The 20,972-nt window shown below is 49.8% G+C and carries 17 protein-coding genes; 10 read left to right on the top strand and 7 right to left on the bottom strand.

All coding sequences use genetic code 11. The features are described from left to right. Window positions 1–279: 279 nt before the first annotated feature. A complete protein-coding gene (locus tag C173_RS00535) occupies window positions 280–1,179 on the bottom strand; it encodes a DUF2161 family putative PD-(D/E)XK-type phosphodiesterase (RefSeq protein WP_036721314.1) in 900 nt (299 codons plus the stop codon). A gap of 170 nt (window positions 1,180–1,349) precedes the next feature. Here C173_RS00535 and C173_RS00540 point away from each other — a divergent pair, with 170 nt between their 5' ends. Continuing rightward, the gene (locus C173_RS00540; protein WP_036721316.1) at window positions 1,350–3,245 is read left to right on the top strand and encodes a PrkA family serine protein kinase; all 1,896 of its coding nucleotides are present in this window, start codon (window positions 1,350–1,352) and stop codon (window positions 3,243–3,245) included. Window positions 3,246–3,440: 195 nt separating this feature from the next. Here C173_RS00540 and C173_RS32595 read toward each other — a convergent pair whose 3' ends face one another. Next, complete coding sequence (locus tag C173_RS32595; protein ID WP_051477725.1) at window positions 3,441–4,322, bottom strand: hypothetical protein; 882 nt, start codon at window positions 4,320–4,322, stop codon at window positions 3,441–3,443. A 160-nt stretch (window positions 4,323–4,482) separates the two neighbouring features. Here C173_RS32595 and C173_RS00550 point away from each other — a divergent pair, with 160 nt between their 5' ends. The 5 genes from C173_RS00550 (at window position 4,483) to C173_RS00570 (ending at window position 8,273) form a co-directional block, all read left to right on the top strand. Next, complete coding sequence (locus C173_RS00550) at window positions 4,483–5,070, top strand: TetR/AcrR family transcriptional regulator (RefSeq protein WP_036721318.1); 588 nt, start codon at window positions 4,483–4,485, stop codon at window positions 5,068–5,070. A gap of 144 nt (window positions 5,071–5,214) precedes the next feature. Next, on the top strand, window positions 5,215–5,658 hold the full coding sequence (locus tag C173_RS00555; RefSeq protein WP_036721321.1) for a flavodoxin domain-containing protein: 444 nt from the start codon (window positions 5,215–5,217) through the stop codon (window positions 5,656–5,658). A 66-nt stretch (window positions 5,659–5,724) separates the two neighbouring features. After that, window positions 5,725–6,642: an AraC family transcriptional regulator gene (locus C173_RS00560; RefSeq protein ID WP_235191717.1), complete on the top strand. Its 918-nt coding sequence runs from the start codon at window positions 5,725–5,727 to the stop codon at window positions 6,640–6,642. Between the two features lie 54 nt (window positions 6,643–6,696). Further along, window positions 6,697–7,629 carry a VanZ family protein gene (locus C173_RS00565; RefSeq protein WP_036721324.1) on the top strand — a complete coding sequence of 311 codons (933 nt, stop codon included), beginning with the start codon at window positions 6,697–6,699 and terminating at the stop codon, window positions 7,627–7,629. Window positions 7,630–7,667: 38 nt separating this feature from the next. Next, complete coding sequence (locus C173_RS00570; protein WP_036721326.1) at window positions 7,668–8,273, top strand: DJ-1/PfpI family protein; 606 nt, start codon at window positions 7,668–7,670, stop codon at window positions 8,271–8,273. Window positions 8,274–8,656: 383 nt separating this feature from the next. On the opposite strand, the gene C173_RS32600 is transcribed toward C173_RS00570, so the two are convergent. Then, window positions 8,657–11,074, bottom strand: a complete 2,418-nt coding sequence (locus C173_RS32600) for a transglutaminase domain-containing protein (protein ID WP_051477726.1) — start codon at window positions 11,072–11,074, stop codon at window positions 8,657–8,659. 241 nt (window positions 11,075–11,315) lie between these two features. On the opposite strand from C173_RS32600, the gene C173_RS00580 reads away from it, so the two are divergent. Then, the gene (locus C173_RS00580; RefSeq protein ID WP_036721328.1) at window positions 11,316–11,888 is read left to right on the top strand and encodes a Uma2 family endonuclease; all 573 of its coding nucleotides are present in this window, start codon (window positions 11,316–11,318) and stop codon (window positions 11,886–11,888) included. 176 nt (window positions 11,889–12,064) lie between these two features. On the opposite strand, the gene C173_RS00585 is transcribed toward C173_RS00580, so the two are convergent. Together C173_RS00585 and C173_RS00590 are read right to left on the bottom strand one after the other, a co-directional pair. Continuing rightward, window positions 12,065–13,462, bottom strand: coding sequence for a SpoVR family protein (locus C173_RS00585; protein WP_036721329.1), 1,398 nt, complete (start codon window positions 13,460–13,462; stop codon window positions 12,065–12,067). A 156-nt stretch (window positions 13,463–13,618) separates the two neighbouring features. Further along, window positions 13,619–13,828, bottom strand: coding sequence for a hypothetical protein (locus C173_RS00590; protein ID WP_036721330.1), 210 nt, complete (start codon window positions 13,826–13,828; stop codon window positions 13,619–13,621). 141 nt (window positions 13,829–13,969) lie between these two features. Here C173_RS00590 and hsdR point away from each other — a divergent pair, with 141 nt between their 5' ends. From hsdR to C173_RS00605, 3 genes are read left to right on the top strand one after another with little or no spacing between them, the layout of a single operon-like run. After that, the gene (hsdR, locus tag C173_RS00595; protein ID WP_036721332.1) at window positions 13,970–17,221 is read left to right on the top strand and encodes a type I restriction-modification system endonuclease; all 3,252 of its coding nucleotides are present in this window, start codon (window positions 13,970–13,972) and stop codon (window positions 17,219–17,221) included. A 3-nt stretch (window positions 17,222–17,224) separates the two neighbouring features. Further along, window positions 17,225–18,709: a class I SAM-dependent DNA methyltransferase gene (locus C173_RS00600; protein WP_036721333.1), complete on the top strand. Its 1,485-nt coding sequence runs from the start codon at window positions 17,225–17,227 to the stop codon at window positions 18,707–18,709. Continuing rightward, window positions 18,706–20,187: a restriction endonuclease subunit S gene (locus C173_RS00605; protein ID WP_036721335.1), complete on the top strand. Its 1,482-nt coding sequence runs from the start codon at window positions 18,706–18,708 to the stop codon at window positions 20,185–20,187. The genes C173_RS00600 and C173_RS00605 overlap by 4 nt, the downstream gene beginning before the upstream one ends. A gap of 34 nt (window positions 20,188–20,221) precedes the next feature. Here the strand turns inward: C173_RS00605 and C173_RS00610 are convergent, their stop codons facing one another. After that, window positions 20,222–20,614, bottom strand: a complete 393-nt coding sequence (locus tag C173_RS00610) for a retropepsin-like aspartic protease (protein WP_036721338.1) — start codon at window positions 20,612–20,614, stop codon at window positions 20,222–20,224. Then, window positions 20,604–20,861: a hypothetical protein gene (locus C173_RS00615; protein WP_036721344.1), complete on the bottom strand. Its 258-nt coding sequence runs from the start codon at window positions 20,859–20,861 to the stop codon at window positions 20,604–20,606. Before C173_RS00615 ends, C173_RS00610 begins: the two co-directional genes overlap by 11 nt. Window positions 20,862–20,972 lie beyond the last annotated feature (111 nt).

Below are 20,972 nucleotides of genomic sequence, written 5' to 3' on the forward strand. Positions count from 1 at the left end.
GGTCCGGCAGGTGGAGTAGTGAGCGGATGGGTAGGCGCGCGGCCCGGGTCCGGCAGGTGGAGTAGTGAGCGGATGGGTAGGCGCGCGGCCCGGGTTCGGCAGGTGGAGCAGTGATCGGACAGATGGGCAGACACGGCGGCCTGGGTCCGGCTATTGGGGCTGCGAACGGATAGGCTGTCGCAGCAGCCCAGGTCCGGCAGAGGAGCTGCGAACGAATCGGCGGGACCTGGGCTGAGGGCGGCCAGAATCCGCTGAGATCCGCTCCGGCCGGGCGCGGGCCTACAGCTTGCCCGCGCTGATCTCCGCGACCGCTGCATACTCGATCAGCGCGGCTTGTCCGGTGGCCGTGAGCGTGTAGCGGCCGCGCTGCACCCGGAAGAACCACGCATAGTAGTTCTTCTGCAGGATCGCAGCGGCGCCGGGCACGCCGCTGCGCTTCCGCAGCGCGGCGGGCGTGACGCCGACGCCGCGCGCGCTCTCCGCCCGGCTGTGCGCAGCCGCCGGGCCCGCACCCGCAGCGGCATCACCCGCCGCCGCTGCTACCGTACCCGCGGCCGCCGGCTCCCCGGCGGCCAGGGCAGTGCCCGGCGCGCCGCTTAGCGCCGCGCGCCCTCCGCCGAGGCCGGCCGCTCCGGCGGCTTCGGCCTCCAGGGCCTGCAGCGCGAGGGCCACGCGCAGCGCCTTCTCGCGGTAGGCAGTCACGAGCTTGACGCGCGTGCTGCCGCCGGTGTTGTAGTCCCCGCTGCGCTCGCGGAACTCATAGAGCAAGCGCTCGCGGCGGCGCACCGCGCTGCGGGCCTGCGGCGGCGCGTCGCCCGGCTCCGCGAGCACCTCGACGAGCGGGGCCTTCGTCTTGTAGAAGACGACGGTGATCAGCCCGAGGCCGAGCCGTCGGCACAGCCCGGTGAGCTCGCCCCAGCGCTGGTTGACCGCGCCCTTCTTCTCCCTGACGCGTTCTACCGCGAGGTAGACGTTAGGGCTGAGCCGCAGCCGTTCAATCCCCTGCAGCAGCAGGGCGAGATTGAACGATTTTTTCATCTCCACAATGAGTGGCTGCGCCTCGTCCTCCCGGATGCCCACCAGATCACAGGTCCGCACCTCACCCTTGATGTCATAGCCTTGCCGTTCAAAAAAACTCTTCAAAGGAGCATACAGCTCCGTCTCCTGCTTGATTGCCATTCGTATTCACTCCTGCCCTGAATTGCAGCGTAATTATAATAGAGAATTTATGATTCTCTATTATAGCACAGCAAAAAAGAGGTCAACTATTCCGGGCTCGCCGCATAGGTATGTAATACACTTTCTAAGCTTGGTGGAGCAAGTAGGAGCGCAAGAGGAGGCAGCGAGCCATGGATATTTTTGAGCGTATAGCAACGCATCGGGCTGAGAACGACCGTTTGGCGTGGAGCGGCACTTTCAAGGACTATATAGAACTGCTTAGAGTAGACCCCTCTCCCGCCAAAACGGCTCATTCCCGCGTATACGACATGATCAAGTCACACGGCGTCGAGGACATTAACGGACGTAAACGGTATAAGTTTTTTGAACAGGAGATCTTTGGACTGGATCGTGCGGTGGAAAAGCTGGTCGAGGAATACTTCCATTCCGCAGCCCGAAGGCTGGATGTGCGCAAACGGATTCTGCTGCTGATGGGACCGGTCAGTGGAGGAAAGTCCACTTTGGTAACGCTGCTGAAGCGCGGCCTGGAGCAATATTCGCGCACGGATGCGGGTGCGGTGTATGCCATTGAGGGCTGCCCGATGCATGAGGACCCGCTGCATCTGATACCGCTGGAGCTGCGGCCTGAGATCGAACGCGAGCTGGATGTACGGATTGAAGGCAATCTCTGCCCGTCCTGCCAGATGCGGCTGAAGAATGACTACCACGGGGATATTGAACGTGTGGCGGTTACCCGGGTGCTGTTGTCGGAAGAGGAGCGGGTAGGGATTGGTACATTCAGCCCTTCCGATCCGAAGTCGCAGGATATCGCGGATCTGACCGGCAGTATCGACTTCTCCACCATTACCGAATTCGGCTCGGAGTCCGATCCGCGGGCTTACCGCTTCGACGGGGAGCTGAACAAGGCCAACCGCGGGATCATGGAATTCCAGGAAATGCTGAAATGTGACGAGAAGTTCCTGTGGAATCTGCTGTCGCTGACTCAGGAAGGCAATTTCAAGGCCGGGCGGTTTGCGTTAATTTCGGCGGATGAGATGATTATTGCCCACACGAATGAGACCGAATATAAATCCTTCATCTCCAATAAAAAGAACGAAGCGCTCCAGTCCCGCATGATCGTCATGCCGGTTCCCTATAATCTGCGCGTCTCTGAAGAGGAAAAGATCTACGCCAAGCTGATCGGCCAGAGCGATATGAAGCATGTGCATATTGCCCCTCACGCGCTGCGCGCGGCGGCGATCTTCTCAATCCTGACCCGGCTCAAGGAGAGCAAGAAGCAGGGGATGGATCTGATCAAGAAGCTGCGTATGTACGATGGCGAAGAGGTCGAGGGCTACAAGGAAGCGGATCTGAAGGAGATGCAGACCGAATACTTAGATGAAGGCATGTCCGGCATCGACCCGCGTTATGTCATTAACCGCATCTCCAGCGCCCTGATCAAAGGCGATCTGCAGTGCATGAACGCGCTGGATGTGCTGCGGGCAATCAAGGACGGTCTGGATCAGCATCCTTCGATTACGAAGGAGGAGCGCGAGCGTTATCTGAACTTTATTTCTATTGCCCGCAAGGAATACGATATTCTCGCCAAAAGCGAAGTGCAAAAGGCCTTCGTCTACTCTTTTGAAGAATCCGCCAAAACGCTGTTCGAGAATTATCTCGACAATATCGAAGCCTTCTGCAACTGGTCCAAAATCCGCGACCCGCTTACCGATGAGGAGATGGAGCCGGATGAGCGGCTGATGCGCTCCATTGAAGAGCAGATCGGCATCTCGGAGAATGCGAAGAAGGCCTTCCGCGAGGAGATCCTGATCCGTATTTCGTCCTACTCCCGCAAGGGCAAGAAGTTCGAGTACAACAATCACGACCGGCTGCGGGAAGCCATCGAGAAGAAGCTGTTCACGGATCTCAAGGATATCGTCAAAATCACCACTTCCTCCAAGACACCGGATGAAAGCCAGCTCAAACGGATCAACGAGGTCAGCCGCCGCCTGATCGACGAGCACAACTACTGCCCGATCTGTGCCAATGAGCTGCTGAAATATGTCGGAAGCCTGCTGAACCGCTGACGGAGGCAGCTTCACGGATACTGGGGACCGGGGACTGCCATCAGGCAGTCCTCTTGTCTGTCCCGGAGCTAATTAAGACTTGTACGCTCAGCCAAAAGGGAATATCCCAGGCCATGGTGATGGCTTAGGGATATTCCCTTTAGTCTAGCGAAGCGCCTGATCGGCGAATCCGTGCGGACTGGATAACTAATTCTTCTAATCCTCCTGAGAGTCCTTAGGCTCCTGCTCCTTACCGCCAATCTTGAAGCTTAATTGGCCGTTATATTTGCCGAGCTGTCCGCCCACGCCGATGCCTGCGCCTTCGCCGCCGCCGAACTGGGCTTTGGCCTCAGCCCCGATGCCCTTGTTGCCGCCGAGCTGAACATGAGAGTCAAAGCCTGCACCTTGACTAAGCCCCAGATGAGCACCCGCATCTGCATTCAGCCCGTGATCGCCCCCGGCCTGTGCGCCCAACTTGACATCTGCGCCTTGCCCGCCGCCGAGCTGGGCCTTGCCTTGTGCAGCCACCCCGTATTTGCCGAAGGCCTGGGCTTCGGCGTTCACTCCGAGACCTTGCCCGTTGCTCACATGGGTATCGCCTTGCGCTTCGATCCCGTAGGAGCTGCTGCCGATATGGCCGTCTGCCTGCATACTTGCGCCGCTGTACGCCAGGTTTCCTCCGGCATTTATGCCGATGCCGTGTTTACCCCCTAACTCGCCTCCTACATCGACATGAATTCCCTTTCCGCCGGCCTGACTTGCCCCGGGATGGCCATCCACCGACTTGTTCGCGGCAGCCGGATGTCCACTTTCGAGGACCGTCTGCGGCTTGCTGGCATTCTGAATCTGCTGCCAGCCGTCCATGTTGTCCTCCGCATGGTCATTCTCGAGCTTATGTGGAGCGGCCGGAGGTTCGGAGGCCCTGACAGTCTGCGTATTCCCGGCAGTTGCTGAATTCTTAGCAATCCTCGGAGCGGTCTCCTCAGTGGACTCCGAACGTACCAGGTAGTGGTAATGCGAATAAGGGTAGGGCTGCGGCAGATGCCGATAGCCTGACGGATGAGCTGAGCTGTTCGAATCTTCGTTCCTGTAATTCATGCGGGAACCCTCCATTCTTGAAGTCATTACAATAGCCTATTCACCGAAATGGGAAGTGATTCGTGTCAGCTGAATATAAAAGTGCATTGTAATGCCTGCAAGGCTATGCTACATTATGAATGAATTATATATTATTCACTCAGGCGCGGAGGGCTTACAGATGGAAGATAAGAAGGCTGAGATTTTCAGATGCGGCAAAGAGCTGTTCAGCTCCAAGGGCTTCAAGGACACCAATATTTCCGACATCACCAAAATGTGCGGATATGCCGTAGGCACGTTCTATAATTATTACGCTTCGAAAGAGAAGCTCTTCATCGATATTTATCTGCAGGAGAACGAGAAGCTGAAACGGAGTATCCTGCAATCTTCGGTCAATCTGGACGACGAGCCTGCCAAAGTGCTCAAAGAAATCATGGCGCTTAATTACAGCGGGATCAATACGAATCCAATCCTGAAGGAATGGTACAACAAAGCTCTTTTCAGCAAGCTGGAGAAGGAATTCTATGAGCATGGCGGAATAGAGGGTATTCATGAAATGATGAACAGCGGCACACTGGAATTAATCCGGCACTGGAAGTCCAGGGGGAAAATCAGAACAGATCTGGAGGACGGGATGATTCTTGCCTTGTTCAACTCCGTGCCGTATATCGACATTCACAAGGAAGAGATCGGGGTTAGCTATTTTCCGCAGATCCTGGACTATTTGGTCGAATTTATAATGAAAGGCTTGACGGATACACAGCATTGACAAAGGTCTCCGGCATCGCTTTGCTGGCGGCAGAATACACTATTAAATGTTCAGTGGATATCCTGGGCATTTTATTTTGGCTTGAAATGAATGAATTTAATTAAGTTCATTCATATTTTAAATATAACGAATTGAGGCGCCATTATGAAGACTATCATTATTTACCGATCCGGCCGCAGCATGAACACACAGAAGATTGCAGCCGCTATGGCTGAAGTGTTGGGGGCAGATTTGGCCAAAGTGGAGGACGTTAAGCCTGAGATGCTGTCCGTATATGACCTGATTGGCCTCGGTTCAGGCATTTACGCCTCCAAAATTCACCGCAGGATGTTCAAATTCATCAAGAGAATGCCGCTCCGGGACAAAAATGTCTTTATTTTCTGCACATCCGGCTCTGGAGAATTCAAGAATCAGGCACTGGTTGAGGCCAAACTGGCGGCCAAGGGCAGTAACGTGATCGGTGAGTTCCATTGTCCCGGGGAGTTCAGCCCGCTGGGCTTCAATCTGGATAAAAAAGGGCATCCCGATGAGCTGGATGTTGAGAAAGCCCGCCTGTTCGCAGCCGCTATATTTGACAAGATTGTCTGAAAAGCTGAGTATATAGCAAGACTGGATCAGTCCCGGAGGCCGCCATCTGCTATAATGTATGCACCTATGTATACTGAAAGGCCGGTGGAGTCACTGAATTACAGCAGAGAGATCGGGCGGAGTATTGATTATATTGAGGAGCATCTCATGGACCCGCTGACAGCGGAGCAGATTGCGGCGTATGCGGGTTATTCGCTGTTTCATTTTTGCCGGATGTTCAGCCAGTCTCAGGACATGCCGGTCATGGAATATGTGCGCACCCGGAGATTGTCGCGGGCTGCCGTTGAATTGTTCAACGGGCGGAGAATTACGGACATCGCGCTGGAGTATGGGTTCGAGACTCCCGGCGGCTTCGCCAAAGCCTTCCGCAAGTCTTACGGCTACAGCCCCTCCCAGTATGCGGCGCGGATGAACGGCTATGTCCGGGACCGGCTGGCGTATGACATCAAGGAATACATCGCGGAGCCTGTATTGGTGACGAAGCCTGCTTTTAACGTAGCGGGGTATGGAATCGAGACGGATGTAGAGGCCGGGAATGCTACGCAGGATGTCGCTTCCTTCTGGTATTACTATGAGGGCGACAATCTGGAGGATCAGATGTACGCAAAGCTGAATCCGCCGAAGCACGGGGAGGTCGGCTTATGTATACCGTCAGACGCTGGCGGTAATGCTGTGTATCTGCTGGGGGTTATAGTGGAGGACTTCAGTAAGGTCACTCCTGACATGCTTACGGCTGCTGTACCGGCGGCGCAGTACGTGGTATTCACGACACCTCCGGTGGACGCTACTGATGAGGCGAGACCGGAGACTTTTGCCGAGGTGGTCAAGAGTACCTGGAGATATATCTTCGAGGACTGGTTCCCGGGCAGCGGCTACATGCATGACGAAGATAAACTGAACTTTGAGTTCTACGACGAACGCTGTCACGCCCGCGTGGATTCCGTGATGGAGATTTATGTCCCTGTACGGGAACGGGTTTCATGAAACCACTAACCGTTTAATTGTAATAAGTGGAAATATAGAGTGAAGGAGTTAACCATGGTCAAACAACGCAAGAATTTGCTAACGGTAACTATATTGTACACACTGTTTGTTCTTTATTTTATGTTCTTTGCTTTCGGCAGAGGTGAGGCATCGGATCATACCGTCTACACCTTTATTTTCATGCCCGATAACTTCCTTCTGCTGCCGTATCCATCTGATCTTCTACATCCCAGCCTCATGAGTATGGTGGGTTTCGGGAACACGCTTGCGTTTGTTCCTTTCGGCATATTGATTCCATGGCTGTACCGGGTCGGCTTCGTCCGGTTCATCACCTTATTCTTCATCGCGATTCTTGTGCTTGAAACGATCCAGGCTCTTACCTTCCTGGGCAGCTTCGATATCAACGACGCTCTTCAGAATTCGGTTGGTGCAGCCCTCGGCTTCGGGGCGTACAAGCTTGGTTTCCGTTACCGCAGCCTCGGGCGCAATCTGGTGGCAACAGCTATATCAGGGTTGGTTCTTTTTATAGCTTTATGGGGACTAGGCGCGGCGGTAGACAAAATATTAACTAAAGTAGAGGGTCCGTTTACGGCGATCACGGAATGGACGGACACCTCGGGCAATTCATCCGCAGACAAACCGGACAGTATTCAAATCAACGGACAGAAGATATCGCTCCGCTCTAGCCTGCATGGCGCTGAAGGCGGAGATTCCAGAACATTCACGTACAAGTCTGAGGGACAGACGACTTTCTCCTTCACTTTCGGAAACCCAGAACCAACGGATTATTCCGGTGAGATCAGTATTACCCGGGATGGCCAGGAGATTCTGAATTATACTGGAGATTTTCAGCGTACTAATCCTGAACAGTACCCTGTGGTATATGAGATGCCGGTTGAGCCGGGGGATGAGCTGAAGCTCACGGTTAAGGGGGACTTGAAAGTATGGGATGTGGGGTATAAGAAGATGCAGTATTTCTGGCAATGAGTGCTTGATCTTCTATTCAGAGAGGATGGGTGACGGTTATGAAAATGGCATTTGTTCTGTTCGACGGCATGACCAGCATGGATGTTATGGGGTTCTATGAAGCGGTGAGCTGGGTAGCGATCCTGAAGGCGAAGGAGAACGTATCCTGGACATTTTGCGCCAACAAAGCGGAGGTGACGGATGACCGGGGGCTGACCATGAAAGCCAATGAGGTGTTGCCTGATCTGGGCACCTTCGATCTGGTCTTCCTCCCGGGCGGCATGCCGACCCGGACACTCCGCTATGACGAGGACTTTATGAGCTGGATACGAACGGCAGAAGGCGCACGTTATAAAGTGTCGGTGTGCACGGGGGCACTGCTCTTAGGGGCGGCAGGATTCTTAGAGGGGAAAAAAGCGACCACGAACTCGTCAGCCTACGATCTGCTTGCCCCTTACTGCGGGGAAGTCATTAAGGCCCGGGCCGTCCGGGACGGTGACACCTTCACCGGAGGCGGAGTAACGTCCTCGATCGATCTTGGTCTGTACCTGATTGAGTGCTTAGTGGATACAGACACTGCACGCCTGGTGCAAAAAAGATTGGATTACCCCTACTATCAGGCAGGTAAGCTGAGCGATATCTACTATCCGTATGAAGAGGAATAGACAGAGGGCGGTGTGATTCTACAAGAAAGGCAACCTCCTGTATCGGGGCTTGCCTTTTGCCTGTATTCCGGTGCATGCACCTTTGCGGCCGCTCAATGTAATCGGTTTTTCGTCTACATTTGGCCATATGCCTGCGCCACTGCTTAATGTGGTCGGTTTTTCGTCTACATTTGGTCATATGCCTGTGCCACTGCTCAATGTGATCGATTTTTCGTCTACATTTGGCCACATACCTGTGCCACTGCTCAATGTGATCGGTTTTTCGTCTACATTTTGGATCCCTCATTCGTAAGAGCACCTATCCAATGGGCAGGCGTAAATCATAATTCCCTAACAGCAAAGAAGGCAAGCCCCTGCTGCGGGGCTTGCCTTTTGTCCGTTTATTATTGCCCGGCTGCGGCGTCCAATTGAACCGCAACGTAGCTTCCCAGCTCAACCATGCCTGCACTATCCAGCTTGGCGGCATCGTGTTGCTTGATGACCTCGGCGGTTTTCTGCATGAGCTCCGAGCTGTCGGTATTGCCCAGAACGCGCAGGACTACCAGCGTCTCGCCTTTCTTCAGCTGTTCGGCCAGCTTGGTCTTGTAGGCTTCCAAGGAATCTACTTCCAGTCCTTGTGTCACGTAATAATCGTAGGCATTGCTGGTGGACTTGAACAGAGGCAGCTCATGGTCCAGCCAGTAGCCCTTGTCCATCACATACTCTACATCGGAGGCTGTAGCGTCATTGGAGTTATAGAGCAGATAAGGAAGTCCGGTATTGGTGGCGTTATTGGTGGGGTCAACGTTGACCCATTCGTCGCCGATCTTCACCTTGTTCCAGGCGTGATTCACGCCGCTCATGGTTCCTGTGACGACCATCGAAGGGACCTGGACGAGATCAGAGAGCAGCTGGAAGGTATGGGCATAGCTCATGCATACCCCGACTTTTTTAACCAGAATGCCATAGGTATTGAAAGAATCGTTATACTTCGCATCTACTGTCTTGAACTCTTGCTCCATGGCATTCTCCAGTGCAGCATCGTCATAAGCGGTGTTATCATTCAGATAATCGTAGATCGCCATCTGTTTCTCATCCGCGCTCATGCCTTCCTTGATCACCGCAGCGATTACTTTATCTGCCTCGGCAAGGATCTCCTTCTGCTTGGAGCGGATGATCTCGGCAGAATCATCGTACTTCACATTCAGCGTCAGCTTCTCATAATCGTAGCCATAGCCGCGGAAGCCGAGAATGAGCGGGTTCTGGTAGACTACCTTCTCAATTACATCCACCAGGGTACGGGCATTCTGCGCCTCCGGGAAGGCTTGCAGCGAGATTTCGGTGTCGCCGTTCATCAGGGTCAACGCGAGATATTCCTCTAGCGCAGAGTCTGCATGAATCAGATCTGCCCGTATCGTGGTGCCCGGAACCGCCTGTTTGTTGCCTTCCTCTACCTTGCTCTTGGTATTTTCTTTTTGCTGGTCGATGACATTATCTCCAGGTTCACTGGCGTTCCCGTTATCGTTATTGTCAATGATGGTCGGTACATCCGGTGCAGGTACATAATCCGTGTCATTCTGCGGCTCCACATACCCGGGATTCGCCTTGTTGCTCTGGGCGGCTGCAAGACTGGTAATATCCGCTTCCGTCAATTGGGTAACCTGGACATAGCCTTTGAGCGCAGTACCTTGTATCGTGTACGGGACATCGGTTGGACCGGAAGCCTTAAGAGTCACAGCTCCGGTGTCGTACATCACTGTTACTGAGGCTTTGGAGCCGTCAATGAACTGGACCGGAACGGTCTTGGGCAGCTCTTTGGCATTCTTGTACAATTTCAGGTTGATGTTATCCTCAGGAGCCACGGTGCGCGGCAGCCGTTTGGATAATGCCACGGTGTCCACCGAGCGGCTGAATCTGGATTCTTTGTCTCCCTGAACGGCAGTAACGTAATATTCCCCTTGCACATTGTTGTTCTGGACGCTTGTAATGGTCTCATCCACAATGCCGAGCGCACCGCGGCCGTCCTTCATGAAGTCGTTATACGCATTGCCCTGTACCGTTGCAATCTTCAGCGGACGCTGATCCGCATAGCCCTGCTCGGCGCCGCTGAGCGGCTCATTGATGTTCTCCATTGTAATATGGGAGGCGCTGTAAATATTGTAGCTTTCCGCGCCCGGAACTTCATTCCACACCAGAGTCAGTCTTCCGTCAGGACTGATGTCGGCTTGCAGCGTCGGCGTGGGCAGATCCGATTTCACCGTAAACGGGATGATCACCGGCTGCTTCAGCAGAGTAGGCGACTTGGCGTCCAGGTCATAGTTGAGCCGGATGTAGTAGACCGGGGCGTTCCCCCAGGAACTGTCTCCCGTGGCACGCAGAGAATCGGAGGGAAGGACGCCGAAGCCGAGCGGCTTGATGGAGTACACGCTTTTGCCGTCTACGAGCTGTGAATCCTCAAGGGTCGCGACCTTGCTCTCCGGCAGCGCCTCGATATCGGTATGTACGGATAACGTCTTGCCAATGGCTTCTGAGCCAAGATCGGTATTGAATCTGAAGATGAATTCCATATCCTGCTCCACATTATACATAGGCATGATGCCCGGATTGTGATCTGCTTCATCCGAATCATACTTCTGCTTCAGATCGTACACGGTCTGTGAAGCCTCCGGCGGAGGGTTCCCCGAAGTGTTCTTCGTCTCGGCAGTTGCCGTGGCGGCCGGGCTGGATGAAGGCGCTGGACTTCCTTCTTTGCTTCCCCCCATGCAGCCTGTCAGAATCACACACATGATGAGCAGCAGTATTGCCATTTGTTTCACTTTCACTTACGTCCTCTCCCGTCTGGTTTCTGTATGAGGGTAATTATGGACCATCCAGAATTACCCATTATAAATCACAGGAGATATTTAACCCATTCGGATACTATTAAAACAAAATTGGGATAATTTATATTTAAGTATTTTTTGCAGCAGGGGATATGGGGGAGAGGGCGCTGAGTATTGGCAGTGATTCATGTTATAATTCACTTACACGTAATCCGCTAGGAAGCGAAGGAGGCAGATCCAAGTGTCGAATCCGGATGAGCAGAAGCAGCATTCGTATCAGGATTGGTTGTCATGGGACGGTGGATGGGAATTAATTAACGGCAAAGCCTATAATATGTCACCAGCGCCTACAGCCCTGCACCAGTATGTTGTAGGAGAGCTATATTTTGCACTGCGTACGCACCTGGAAAATAAGAGCTGTCATGTGTTTGTCGCTCCGTTCGATGTATTCTTCAGCGAGGATGATTCTGCTTCTTCGATGCCTGATCATGTGACACAGCCGGATCTGTCTGTGGTCTGTTCAAAGAATCAGATTTTCAAGAACGGCTGCCACGGCGCTCCGACGATGATTATCGAAGTACTCTCACCATCCACTGCACTTAAGGACTTCAATGAGAAGTTTAATCTATATCAGAAATACGGCGTCCAGGAATATTGGATCGTTGACCCCGGCAACCGCACGGTTCATGTATATGCACTGCAGGATGGCGTCTATCAGGTGAGGGACTTATATTCGGAGCAGGATAGCGTGCGGTCAAATGTGTTTAAGGATTTTCAGCTGCCGCTGGGCAAGCTGTTTGACCTGCAAATCTGATACAACAAGTAGAAACGGCTTCGCCGTCCTCTTAAAGGACGGTACCGTTTCATCGAGAAATAGAAGGATAAGCTATCATGTGCAACGTATAAATTCTTATATTTTCAAAAACGAGCCGCAGCGTAATTGCACATAGCAACTACACTGCGGCTTATTGTGCGAACCCATATGTTTCTTTACATAAACCGCCGCTGCACCTTTTTGCCGTCATAGGTGAACAGGGCATTTTTGTCTTCCACAACGGTCTGTAGATGAACGGTGCGGCCCCAGAGGGCGTAAATATGCGGGAGCGTGCGCTCCAGATATTTCAGATCCAGCTCAATGCTCTCGTAGCGGTGGGCAATCAAGAGTTCGCCGTTCCGCTCATAATCGGCATCTTGGATGACGAGGTACGGGGAGCCGCCGTTCACCCGGGCCAGCACCAACTGGTCGCGCACATTCTCCCATGCCTTATCGGTAATTTTCCACTCCGGGCCTTTTTTCTCGAATACATAGAGGTCCAGGTCGTTCACCAGTTCCTTTGAGAGATAGCTGCGGATGAACGAGATGTCGGAATCCAGCTCGCGCACCTCGAACATTTTGTCCCGGTCCCAGCGGCGCTCAATATCCTCGAAAATCTTCAGCCCCAGATAGTAAGGATTCAGGCTCTGGCGGGAGGGCTGGACCACCGATGAATTCAGCTTGGCGTATTCGACAGTCTCTTCTGGGGTAAGGTCCAGCTCGCGCATGATCCGCTGATGCCAGTAGGAGGCCCAGCCTTCGTTCATGATTTTGGTCTCCATCTGCGGCCAGAAATAGAGCATCTCGTCATGCAGCATCGTCATGATGTCGCGTTGCCAGTCCTCAAGAGCGGTGGAATACTGCTGGATGAACCAGACGATGTCCTTTTCCGGCTCCGGGGGGAAGGTGCGTTTACCAGCAGTTTCCGGCACTGGCGGGACGTCATCACTCTTTTCCAAGTCCCACAGCTCACTGTAAGCATTAGCCGGTCCAGGCCCGCCGGGAGGGGAGTCCTTGCGCTCCTTCATCTTGGCTTCAAGCAGATGGGTCTTGCCCAGCTTGCGCGGCTGGATCAGACTGGGATCGATATGCTCCTGGATCGCCAGCACGGAATCAATGAAGCTTTCTACAGTGTCTGTGCCATAAGTGACGGAATAATCATTGATGCGGTCGGCGGTGGCCGCCATGCTCTCGACCATATCCCGGTTGGACATGGAGAAGCGCATATTGTTCTTGAAGAAATCGCAGTGCGCCAGCACATGCGCGACAATCAGCTTATTTTGCACCAGGGAGTTGCCGTCAAGCAGAAAGGCGTAGCACGGATTAGAGTTGATGACCAGCTCATAAATTTTGCTCAGGCCAAAATCGTATTGGGCCTTCATTTTATGAAAGGTTTTGCCAAAGCTCCAGTGCCCGAACCGGGTAGGCATCCCGTACGCACCGAAGGTATAAATAATATCCGCCGGACATATCTCATAACGCATCGGATAAAAATCGAGCCCGAACCCGGAAGCAATCTCCGTAATCTCGGCAATCGACCGCTCCAGCGCTTTAATCTCATCATCACCGGGCATGCATCCATCTCTCCTTCCAGCTTGTAAACCGTTCTTCCTATGTATATGGGGGGAGGGTAGGGAGTATGATGGGGAAGAACGCGGCATGAGAGGGCGGATGAGTTATTGTACAAAAACAGCCTAACCCGCAGCGAATATGCTAAGGGGTTAGGCTATTTATTCGTTCTGGATATTTTTCAGTAACTGGGCAAAATCCTCTTCGCTGTCACTGTAAGTGGAAATTCCATCTCTGCGATCCTTTTGAGCTTGTTGAAGTTGAGAGAGGACACCTTCATCTTTGAATATGACCGAGGTCAATTGTTTCTTCCGTTCCTTTGAAAAAGTATTCCTATCATCTTGCTCAGATAGATCTTCTGAAATTAACATTCAACTCACCGCCTTTTCGCAATTATAACATTTTATAAAATCTGATTCTTAAAGAATGTAGAAAATGCTATTATGAACTTAGGAATATTTTCCTATGAATCATTTTACATTTTACGAATAAAACATCCAGAGGTGAATGATATGAACAATAGCAATTTCACTTTCTTGTCGAATCATTGGAATATTCTGTCCAATCTGGCCGAAATGGCTGAACGGAATATGTATACCGATCCCAATACATCCTTAATGAAGCTCCGTATGTTTGGAGAGACGATGACGAAATTCATCTGTGCTCTTGAAGAAATGAGACAGGCTGAGGGACTGAATCAAATAGATCGTTTGAACTTTCTGAGCCGTGAAGATTTGCTTACGGAAGAGTTGCTGGATATGCTGCACGCTATCCGTAAACAAGGCAACAAAGCTGCACATCAGGGCAATTATGGTACAACCGAAGAGGCCAAGGCGCTTGTGCATTTTGCTTTTCGTCTAGCCGTCTGGTTTATGCAGGTCTATGGGGAATGGGACTTTACAGCGCCAGAGTATGTGGAGCCGGCAGAGGCAGATGACACTGCATACAATGAAGAGCAGCTCCAGCAGTTGTCTGCTTCCTACGACGCCAAAGTGCAGCAACTGGAACAGGAGCTCCTGCGGCTGACCGAACTTCAGGATTCCAAGACTCAGGAAGAGAAACAGAAACGTCATTCGAAGGCCAGGAAGCTCGGCAGTGCCCTCCAACTGACTGAAGCTGAGACAAGAATGATCATCGATGAGAAGCTGCGGCAGGCAGGATGGGAAGCAGATACATTACAATTGCGTTTTAGCGCAGGAACTCGTCCTGAAAAAGGAAGGTATCTCGCTATAGCAGAATGGCCTTTAAAAAATGGTTTTGCGGATTATGCTCTTTTCTATGGAATGGAACTGATCGGTATTATCGAGGCCAAACGCCAGAGCAAGGATGTTCAAGCCGACATTGAACAGGCAAAAAAGTACGCCTCTTATGTAGTTAAGCATGGTGAAGAAATCATTCATGGACCCTGGGGGAATTATCAGGTGCCGTTCTTGTTTTCAACAAATGGACGCCCGTATTTAAAACAGCTTGAACACAAATCTGGAATCTGGTTTCTGGATGCACGCAAGCCTACGAATCATGCCAGAGTGCTGCAAACCTGGTACTCACCAGAAGGGCTGAAGGCTCTTTTACAGCAGGACATCGATCAGGCGACAAAGGATCTCCGTGATGAATCACTGGATTATCTGCATCTGCGTGAATATCAAGAGAATGCCATTTTGTCTGTGGAACATGCGATAGAAGCAGGACAACGCAGAATTCTGGTAGCTATGGCGACAGGCACAGGCAAGACAAGAATGGCCATCGGCTTAATTTATCGTCTGATCAAACATAATCGTTTCAAAAGAATACTGTTTCTCGTGGACCGTTCAGCATTAGGCCGTCAGGCTGAGGCGGCGTTTAAGGATTCCAAGCTGGAAAGCTATCATTCGTTTACAGAGATTTTTGAGCTTCAGACACTGGACGACAAGAAACCGAATGTGGAAACGAAGGTACAGATTGCTACCGTTCAGGGTATGGTGAAGCGGCTTTTTTATAGCGAAGATGATAAAGGCATTCCTTCTGTAGATCAGTATGATTGCATCATCGTGGACGAAGCTCACCGTGGTTATACGCTCGATAAGGAAATGACAGAGATCGAACTGGAGTTTCGGGATCATGCCGACTATGTGAGTAAGTACCGGAAGGTACTGGATTATTTTGATGCTGTGCGAATCGGGCTTACGGCTACTCCAGCTCTTCATACGGTTGAGATTTTTGACAAGGCGATCTTTAACTACTCCTACCGTGAAGCTGTAATTGACGGTTATTTAATCGACCATGAACCGCCTGTCCAGTTTGAAACGGAACTGAAGAAGCACGGCATCAAATGGCAGATCGGTGAGGAAGTATCTGTGTATAATGTGGATCTGGGAACTGTGGAGAAGGAAATGCTGGAAGACGAGGTCAATCTCGAAGTCACCCAGTTTAATAAGTCGGTGATCACGGAGAATTTCAATCGTGTGGTGCTGGAGGCACTCACTGAATATATCGACCCTGAAGCGGATGGGAAGACCTTAATCTTCGCGGCAACGGATGATCATGCGGATATGGTGGTTCGGATCTTTAAAAAAGAATTGGAGAAGGTCTACGGCCCAGTAGATGATGGAGCTATTCTAAAAATTACAGGTTCGATCAAAGATCCACTGCATGCCATTAAGCTCTTCAAAAATGAACGGCGGCCGAATATCGTGGTCACTGTGGATTTGCTTACAACGGGAATTGACATCCCGAGTATCTCCCATGTAGTTTTCCTAAGGCGTGTTCGCTCCCGTATTCTGTATGAACAAATGCTGGGACGGGCTACCCGCCGCTGTGATGAGATTGATAAGGATCATTTTACAATCTATGATGCTGTAGGAATCTATGAGTCACTTAAGCCCTATACAGATATGAAGCCCGTTGTGACGAGACCCCAGGTCAGCCTGGATCTTCTGGTCGATGAGCTGAAGCAGATGAAGAGTGAACACCACATTAAGTCACATCAGGAAGAGATTGTGGCCAAGATGCAGCGGAAGAAACAACGCTGGACGCCTCAGGATCATGAGGATTTCCAAGCTTTATCTGAAGGGCAGACTATTAATGAGTTCATTGATGAGGTGAAAAAAGCAAGTGCAGAGCAGGTTAGCGAAGCTTTATTAAGCAAACCACAATTGCTTCAGTTCATTGAAGAGAATAGAGGGAGGCATAACCGCCAGTTCATCTCGGAGCATGAGGATAAACTGATAGAAGTAACACGCGGCTATGGGACAGCCAACAAACCTGAGGACTATTTAGAAGGATTCAACGGATTTATCCGTGAAAACCTGAATCTGATTCCGGCACTCAACATCATCTGTACCCGCCCAAATGATCTGACCCGTGAAGAGCTGCGGAAGCTTCGGGTGGCGCTGGATCAGAAAGGCTTTACCGAGAAAAACCTGCAAACCGCATGGCGTGATGTGAAGCAGCAGGACATCGCCGCAGACATCATCAGCTTTATCCGCCAGCAGGCGTTAGGTGACCCGCTCCTCAGCCATGAAGAACGGATCGAGAATGCCATGAAGAAGATCTATGAGATGCGGGTATGGCCGAAGGTGCAGAAGGATTGGCTGAAGCGGATAGAGAAGCAATTGCTGCAAGAATCTGTGCTGGACCCGAATCCCGAGAAGGCATTCGATGTGGAACCTTTCCGCAGTAAGGGCGGCTATAAGCAGTTGAATAAAATTTTTGATGGTCAATTGGACGAGATTGTTGCTACAATAAATGTTGCGCTATATCCAACCAGACAGAAGGAGCAAGCTTAAACCATGAAGAATCAGGAAATTGTACAAAAGCTATGGAATCTGTGTAATGTACTGCGTGATGACGGCATCACGTATCACCAATATGTTACGGAACTGACTTATCTTCTATTTCTTAAAATGATGAAGGAAACGAATAATGAGGGCATTCTGCCCCAACAATATCGTTGGGATTCGTTGCAGGAGCGGCATGGTTTGGAATTAACCCAGCATTACCGCCAGCTGCTGCTCGATCTTGGCAAAGAAGGTAACGAGATCATAAAGCAGATTTATATGAATGCCAGCTCCAATATTGATGAACCTAAGAATCTGGAGAAAATCGTACGTTCGATTGATCAGCTCGACTGGTATTCTGCTAAGGAAGAAGGTCTTGGGGATCTGTATGAAGGACTGCTGGAGAAGAATGCGAGTGAAACCAAGTCGGGAGCAGGGCAATATTTTACCCCGCGTCCATTGATTGATGTAATCGTAAAGCTGGCTGATCCTCAGCCAGGCGAGCGCTGCAATGACCCTGCCGCAGGGACGTTTGGATTTATGATTGCAGCGGATAGCCACATTCGGAGCAAGACTGACGATTACTTTGACCTGAGTGAAAAAGAAGCCGAGTTTCAAAGAAACGAAGCTTTCACAGGTGTTGAACTGGTTAAGGATACCCATCGTCTGGCGATGATGAACGCAATGCTTCATGATCTGCATGGAGATATTATGCTTGGAGATACCCTTTCTGATCTCGGAAAGAGCTTGAAGAATTACGATGTAATTCTGACCAATCCACCATTTGGTACCAAGCAAGGCGGAGAAGGACTTACGCGTGACGACTTAACTTTTACGACTTCCAATAAGCAGTTGAACTTCATGCAGCATATTTATCGGGCGTTAAAAGCAAACGGGAAGGCTCGCGCAGCGGTAGTTATACCTGATAACGTTTTGTTTGAAGGTGGAGTGGGAGCAAAGATTCGCGCGGATTTGATGGACAAGTGTAATTTGCATACCATTCTGCGGCTGCCTACGGGGATTTTTTATGCGCAAGGGGTTAAGACGAACGTATTGTTCTTCACGCGTGAGAAAATGGATAAGGAAAGTACAAAAGATGTTTGGGTGTACGATCTGCGGACAAATATGCCTAGCTTCGGGAAACGGACTCCGTTGACTACTGTGCATTTTGATGCGTTTGTGGAGGCTTATAAAGCTGAGGATCGTAGCAGTGTGCAGGATGCAAGATTTAACATGTTTACTCGTGAGGATATCCGCAAAAAGGATGATAGTTTGGATATTGGACTGATTGCAGATGAATCGCTGTCCGCCTACGACAACCTGCCTGATCCGATTGATTCGGCAGAATTGGCAATCGCCAAGCTGGATGAAGCCATGACCCTGCTGCTTGAGGTTGTCGCTGAGCTTAAAGCGGTGGAAAACAAGCCGGAGTATGCAGCTGAAGAACGTCAAGAGCTGCTTCAGGTTGCGGAAACGCGTGGAGAGTATAACGTATGAGCAAGAATAAAGGGAAGACGGCAGAGGAATTGCTGCAAGAGGCGCTGGTGCCTGTGGAGGAGCAACCTTATAAGGTGCCTGAGAATTGGGTGTGGACTGCTATTAAATCCATTGCTGAAGTTAAAGGTGGAAAGAGATTACCTTCAGGGCATGACTTTGTTTCAGATGAGACCAACCATGCATACCTGAGGGTAATAGATCTTAAAGATGGTACCGTTAACGACTCTGATTTGCGCTATATCTCTGAGAAAACATATAAACTAATCTCACGATATGTTATTTCAAGTAAGGATGTATATATAACCATTGCAGGGACAATTGGCAGGTCAGGCATCGTACCTGAACATTTAGATGGATCGAATTTAACTGAAAATGCAGCTAAAATAACAAATATAAACGGGTCATATAACAGATACATCTACTTGTTACTTAATAGTGAATCAGTATTAAAGCAGATCAATTTATCAATGAAGGCTACATCCCAACCAAAACTTGCCCTTCATCGTATCCAAGATCTTAAAATACCTCTTCCACCATTTGAGGAGCAAAAACGCATAGTCAAAAAAGTGGAAAGCCTTTTGTTAAAGATTAATCAAGCCAAAGAACTCATCGAAGAAGCCAAGGAAACATTTGAACTTCGCCGAGCAGCAATTTTGAATAAGGCTTTTCGTGGGGATTTGACTTCGAAGTGGCGAATTGGTAATATAGGGGGCGTTTCTGCTGAAGAATTACTTATAGAAATAAATGAGAAAAAGAAAAGTAATAAGAAGAAGGAAACACAGTATAATTTAAATTTCCAAATCGATGACTCGGATTTACCAAAAGGATGGGCCTTTTGTAGGCTTGGAGATATTATTGAAAGTTTTAAATATGGAACATCATCAAAAAGTGATTATGCAAATAACGGAACTCCTGTATTGCGTATTCCAAACGTTGAAGATTTTACATTTAATCTAAATGATATGAAGTATTCTGAAGGAGTTATAACATCCGAGAGTCATCTTGTAAGTAATGGGGATATATTAATAATACGTTCTAATGGTAGTAAAGATTTGGTGGGCAAATGTTCTGTTGTTACCGAAGATTGTGATGGATTTGCATATGCGTCTTACTTAATTCGACTTAGACCAATTGGAGTTGTACCCGAGTTTGTACTTATGTTACTAAAATCTCAAAGAGTTAGAAACCAATTATTTAGAAAATCTAAATCATCTGCCGGAATAAATAATATCAATATCGAGGAATTATCATCAATTGTTATTCCAATAGCTCCTTTTGAAGAACAAAAAGAAATTGTTAAAGTAGTAAGAAATCTCTTTGAAAAGGAAGATTTAGTGTTTGGGAGCCTGAATGTTAATGAGAATTTGGAATCTTTAATTAGCTCAGTTTTGTTTAAAGCCTTTCGTGGTGAGCTGGGTACAAATGAATCAACTGATGAAAGTGCCGCATCGCTTCTGATAGATAGTCTACAGGAATAAATTCAAAAAAGAAAAAGATTAGGTGTCTCTAAACCTAATCTTTTTCTTTTGCCGAATACATAACAAGCTCCGCCAAATCGAGAACAATATTAGCTTTCATCAAGAAATCTAGTCCCAACAGACCGTTGATTGCGAGCTTCTCGTGAAGCGACCCGACATCCAGCTTATAATTTTCAATATGAAAGTTGCCTAACTGAATGGAGTCGAATACTTTGCGAAAACAGCTTTCTTCTCCACCGATACCGAATGCAGTAATAATCTCATCACCAGTCTCAAAGTATACTCCAATATCTGCTATAGCGTCAGCGGATAACAAGGTATGAGATGCGCCTGTATCAATTACAAGTTTTTCAATAGTCAGAACTTGTCCTTTATAATTTAAGGTTAGAGACGTTTGCAGTAGCCCATCTACGTACTCAATTTTCATTCTGCACGACTCCCCGCAATCCACGAAGAGTACGAATTTCAACCTCCAGCTCCTCATTCTCAGTATGCGATACAATTACGCCATCCTTGCATCGCAGCAATTCTTTGGTAGCTTCTTGCGGGTCCTGGATAGCACGTATTAGGGCGACATCATCAATATACTTGGTGTTGCCTTCGATATGTGCTGCAAGGATTTGCAGCTTGACGTATTGATTGGGATAAATCCTACGAACCTCTTCCCATTGCATGGCTGGCACCTCCGGTTGGGTTTGTCCTTTTATTTTATCAGATTATTGGACATAAAAAGCTCTCCAAAACGATCCTGCATCGTTCATGGAGAGCCTTTTTACGTGCGCATG

The sequence above is a fragment of the Paenibacillus sp. FSL R7-277 genome (assembly GCF_000517965.1).
GTDB lineage: Bacteria > Bacillota > Bacilli > Paenibacillales > Paenibacillaceae > Paenibacillus_AQ > Paenibacillus_AQ silagei.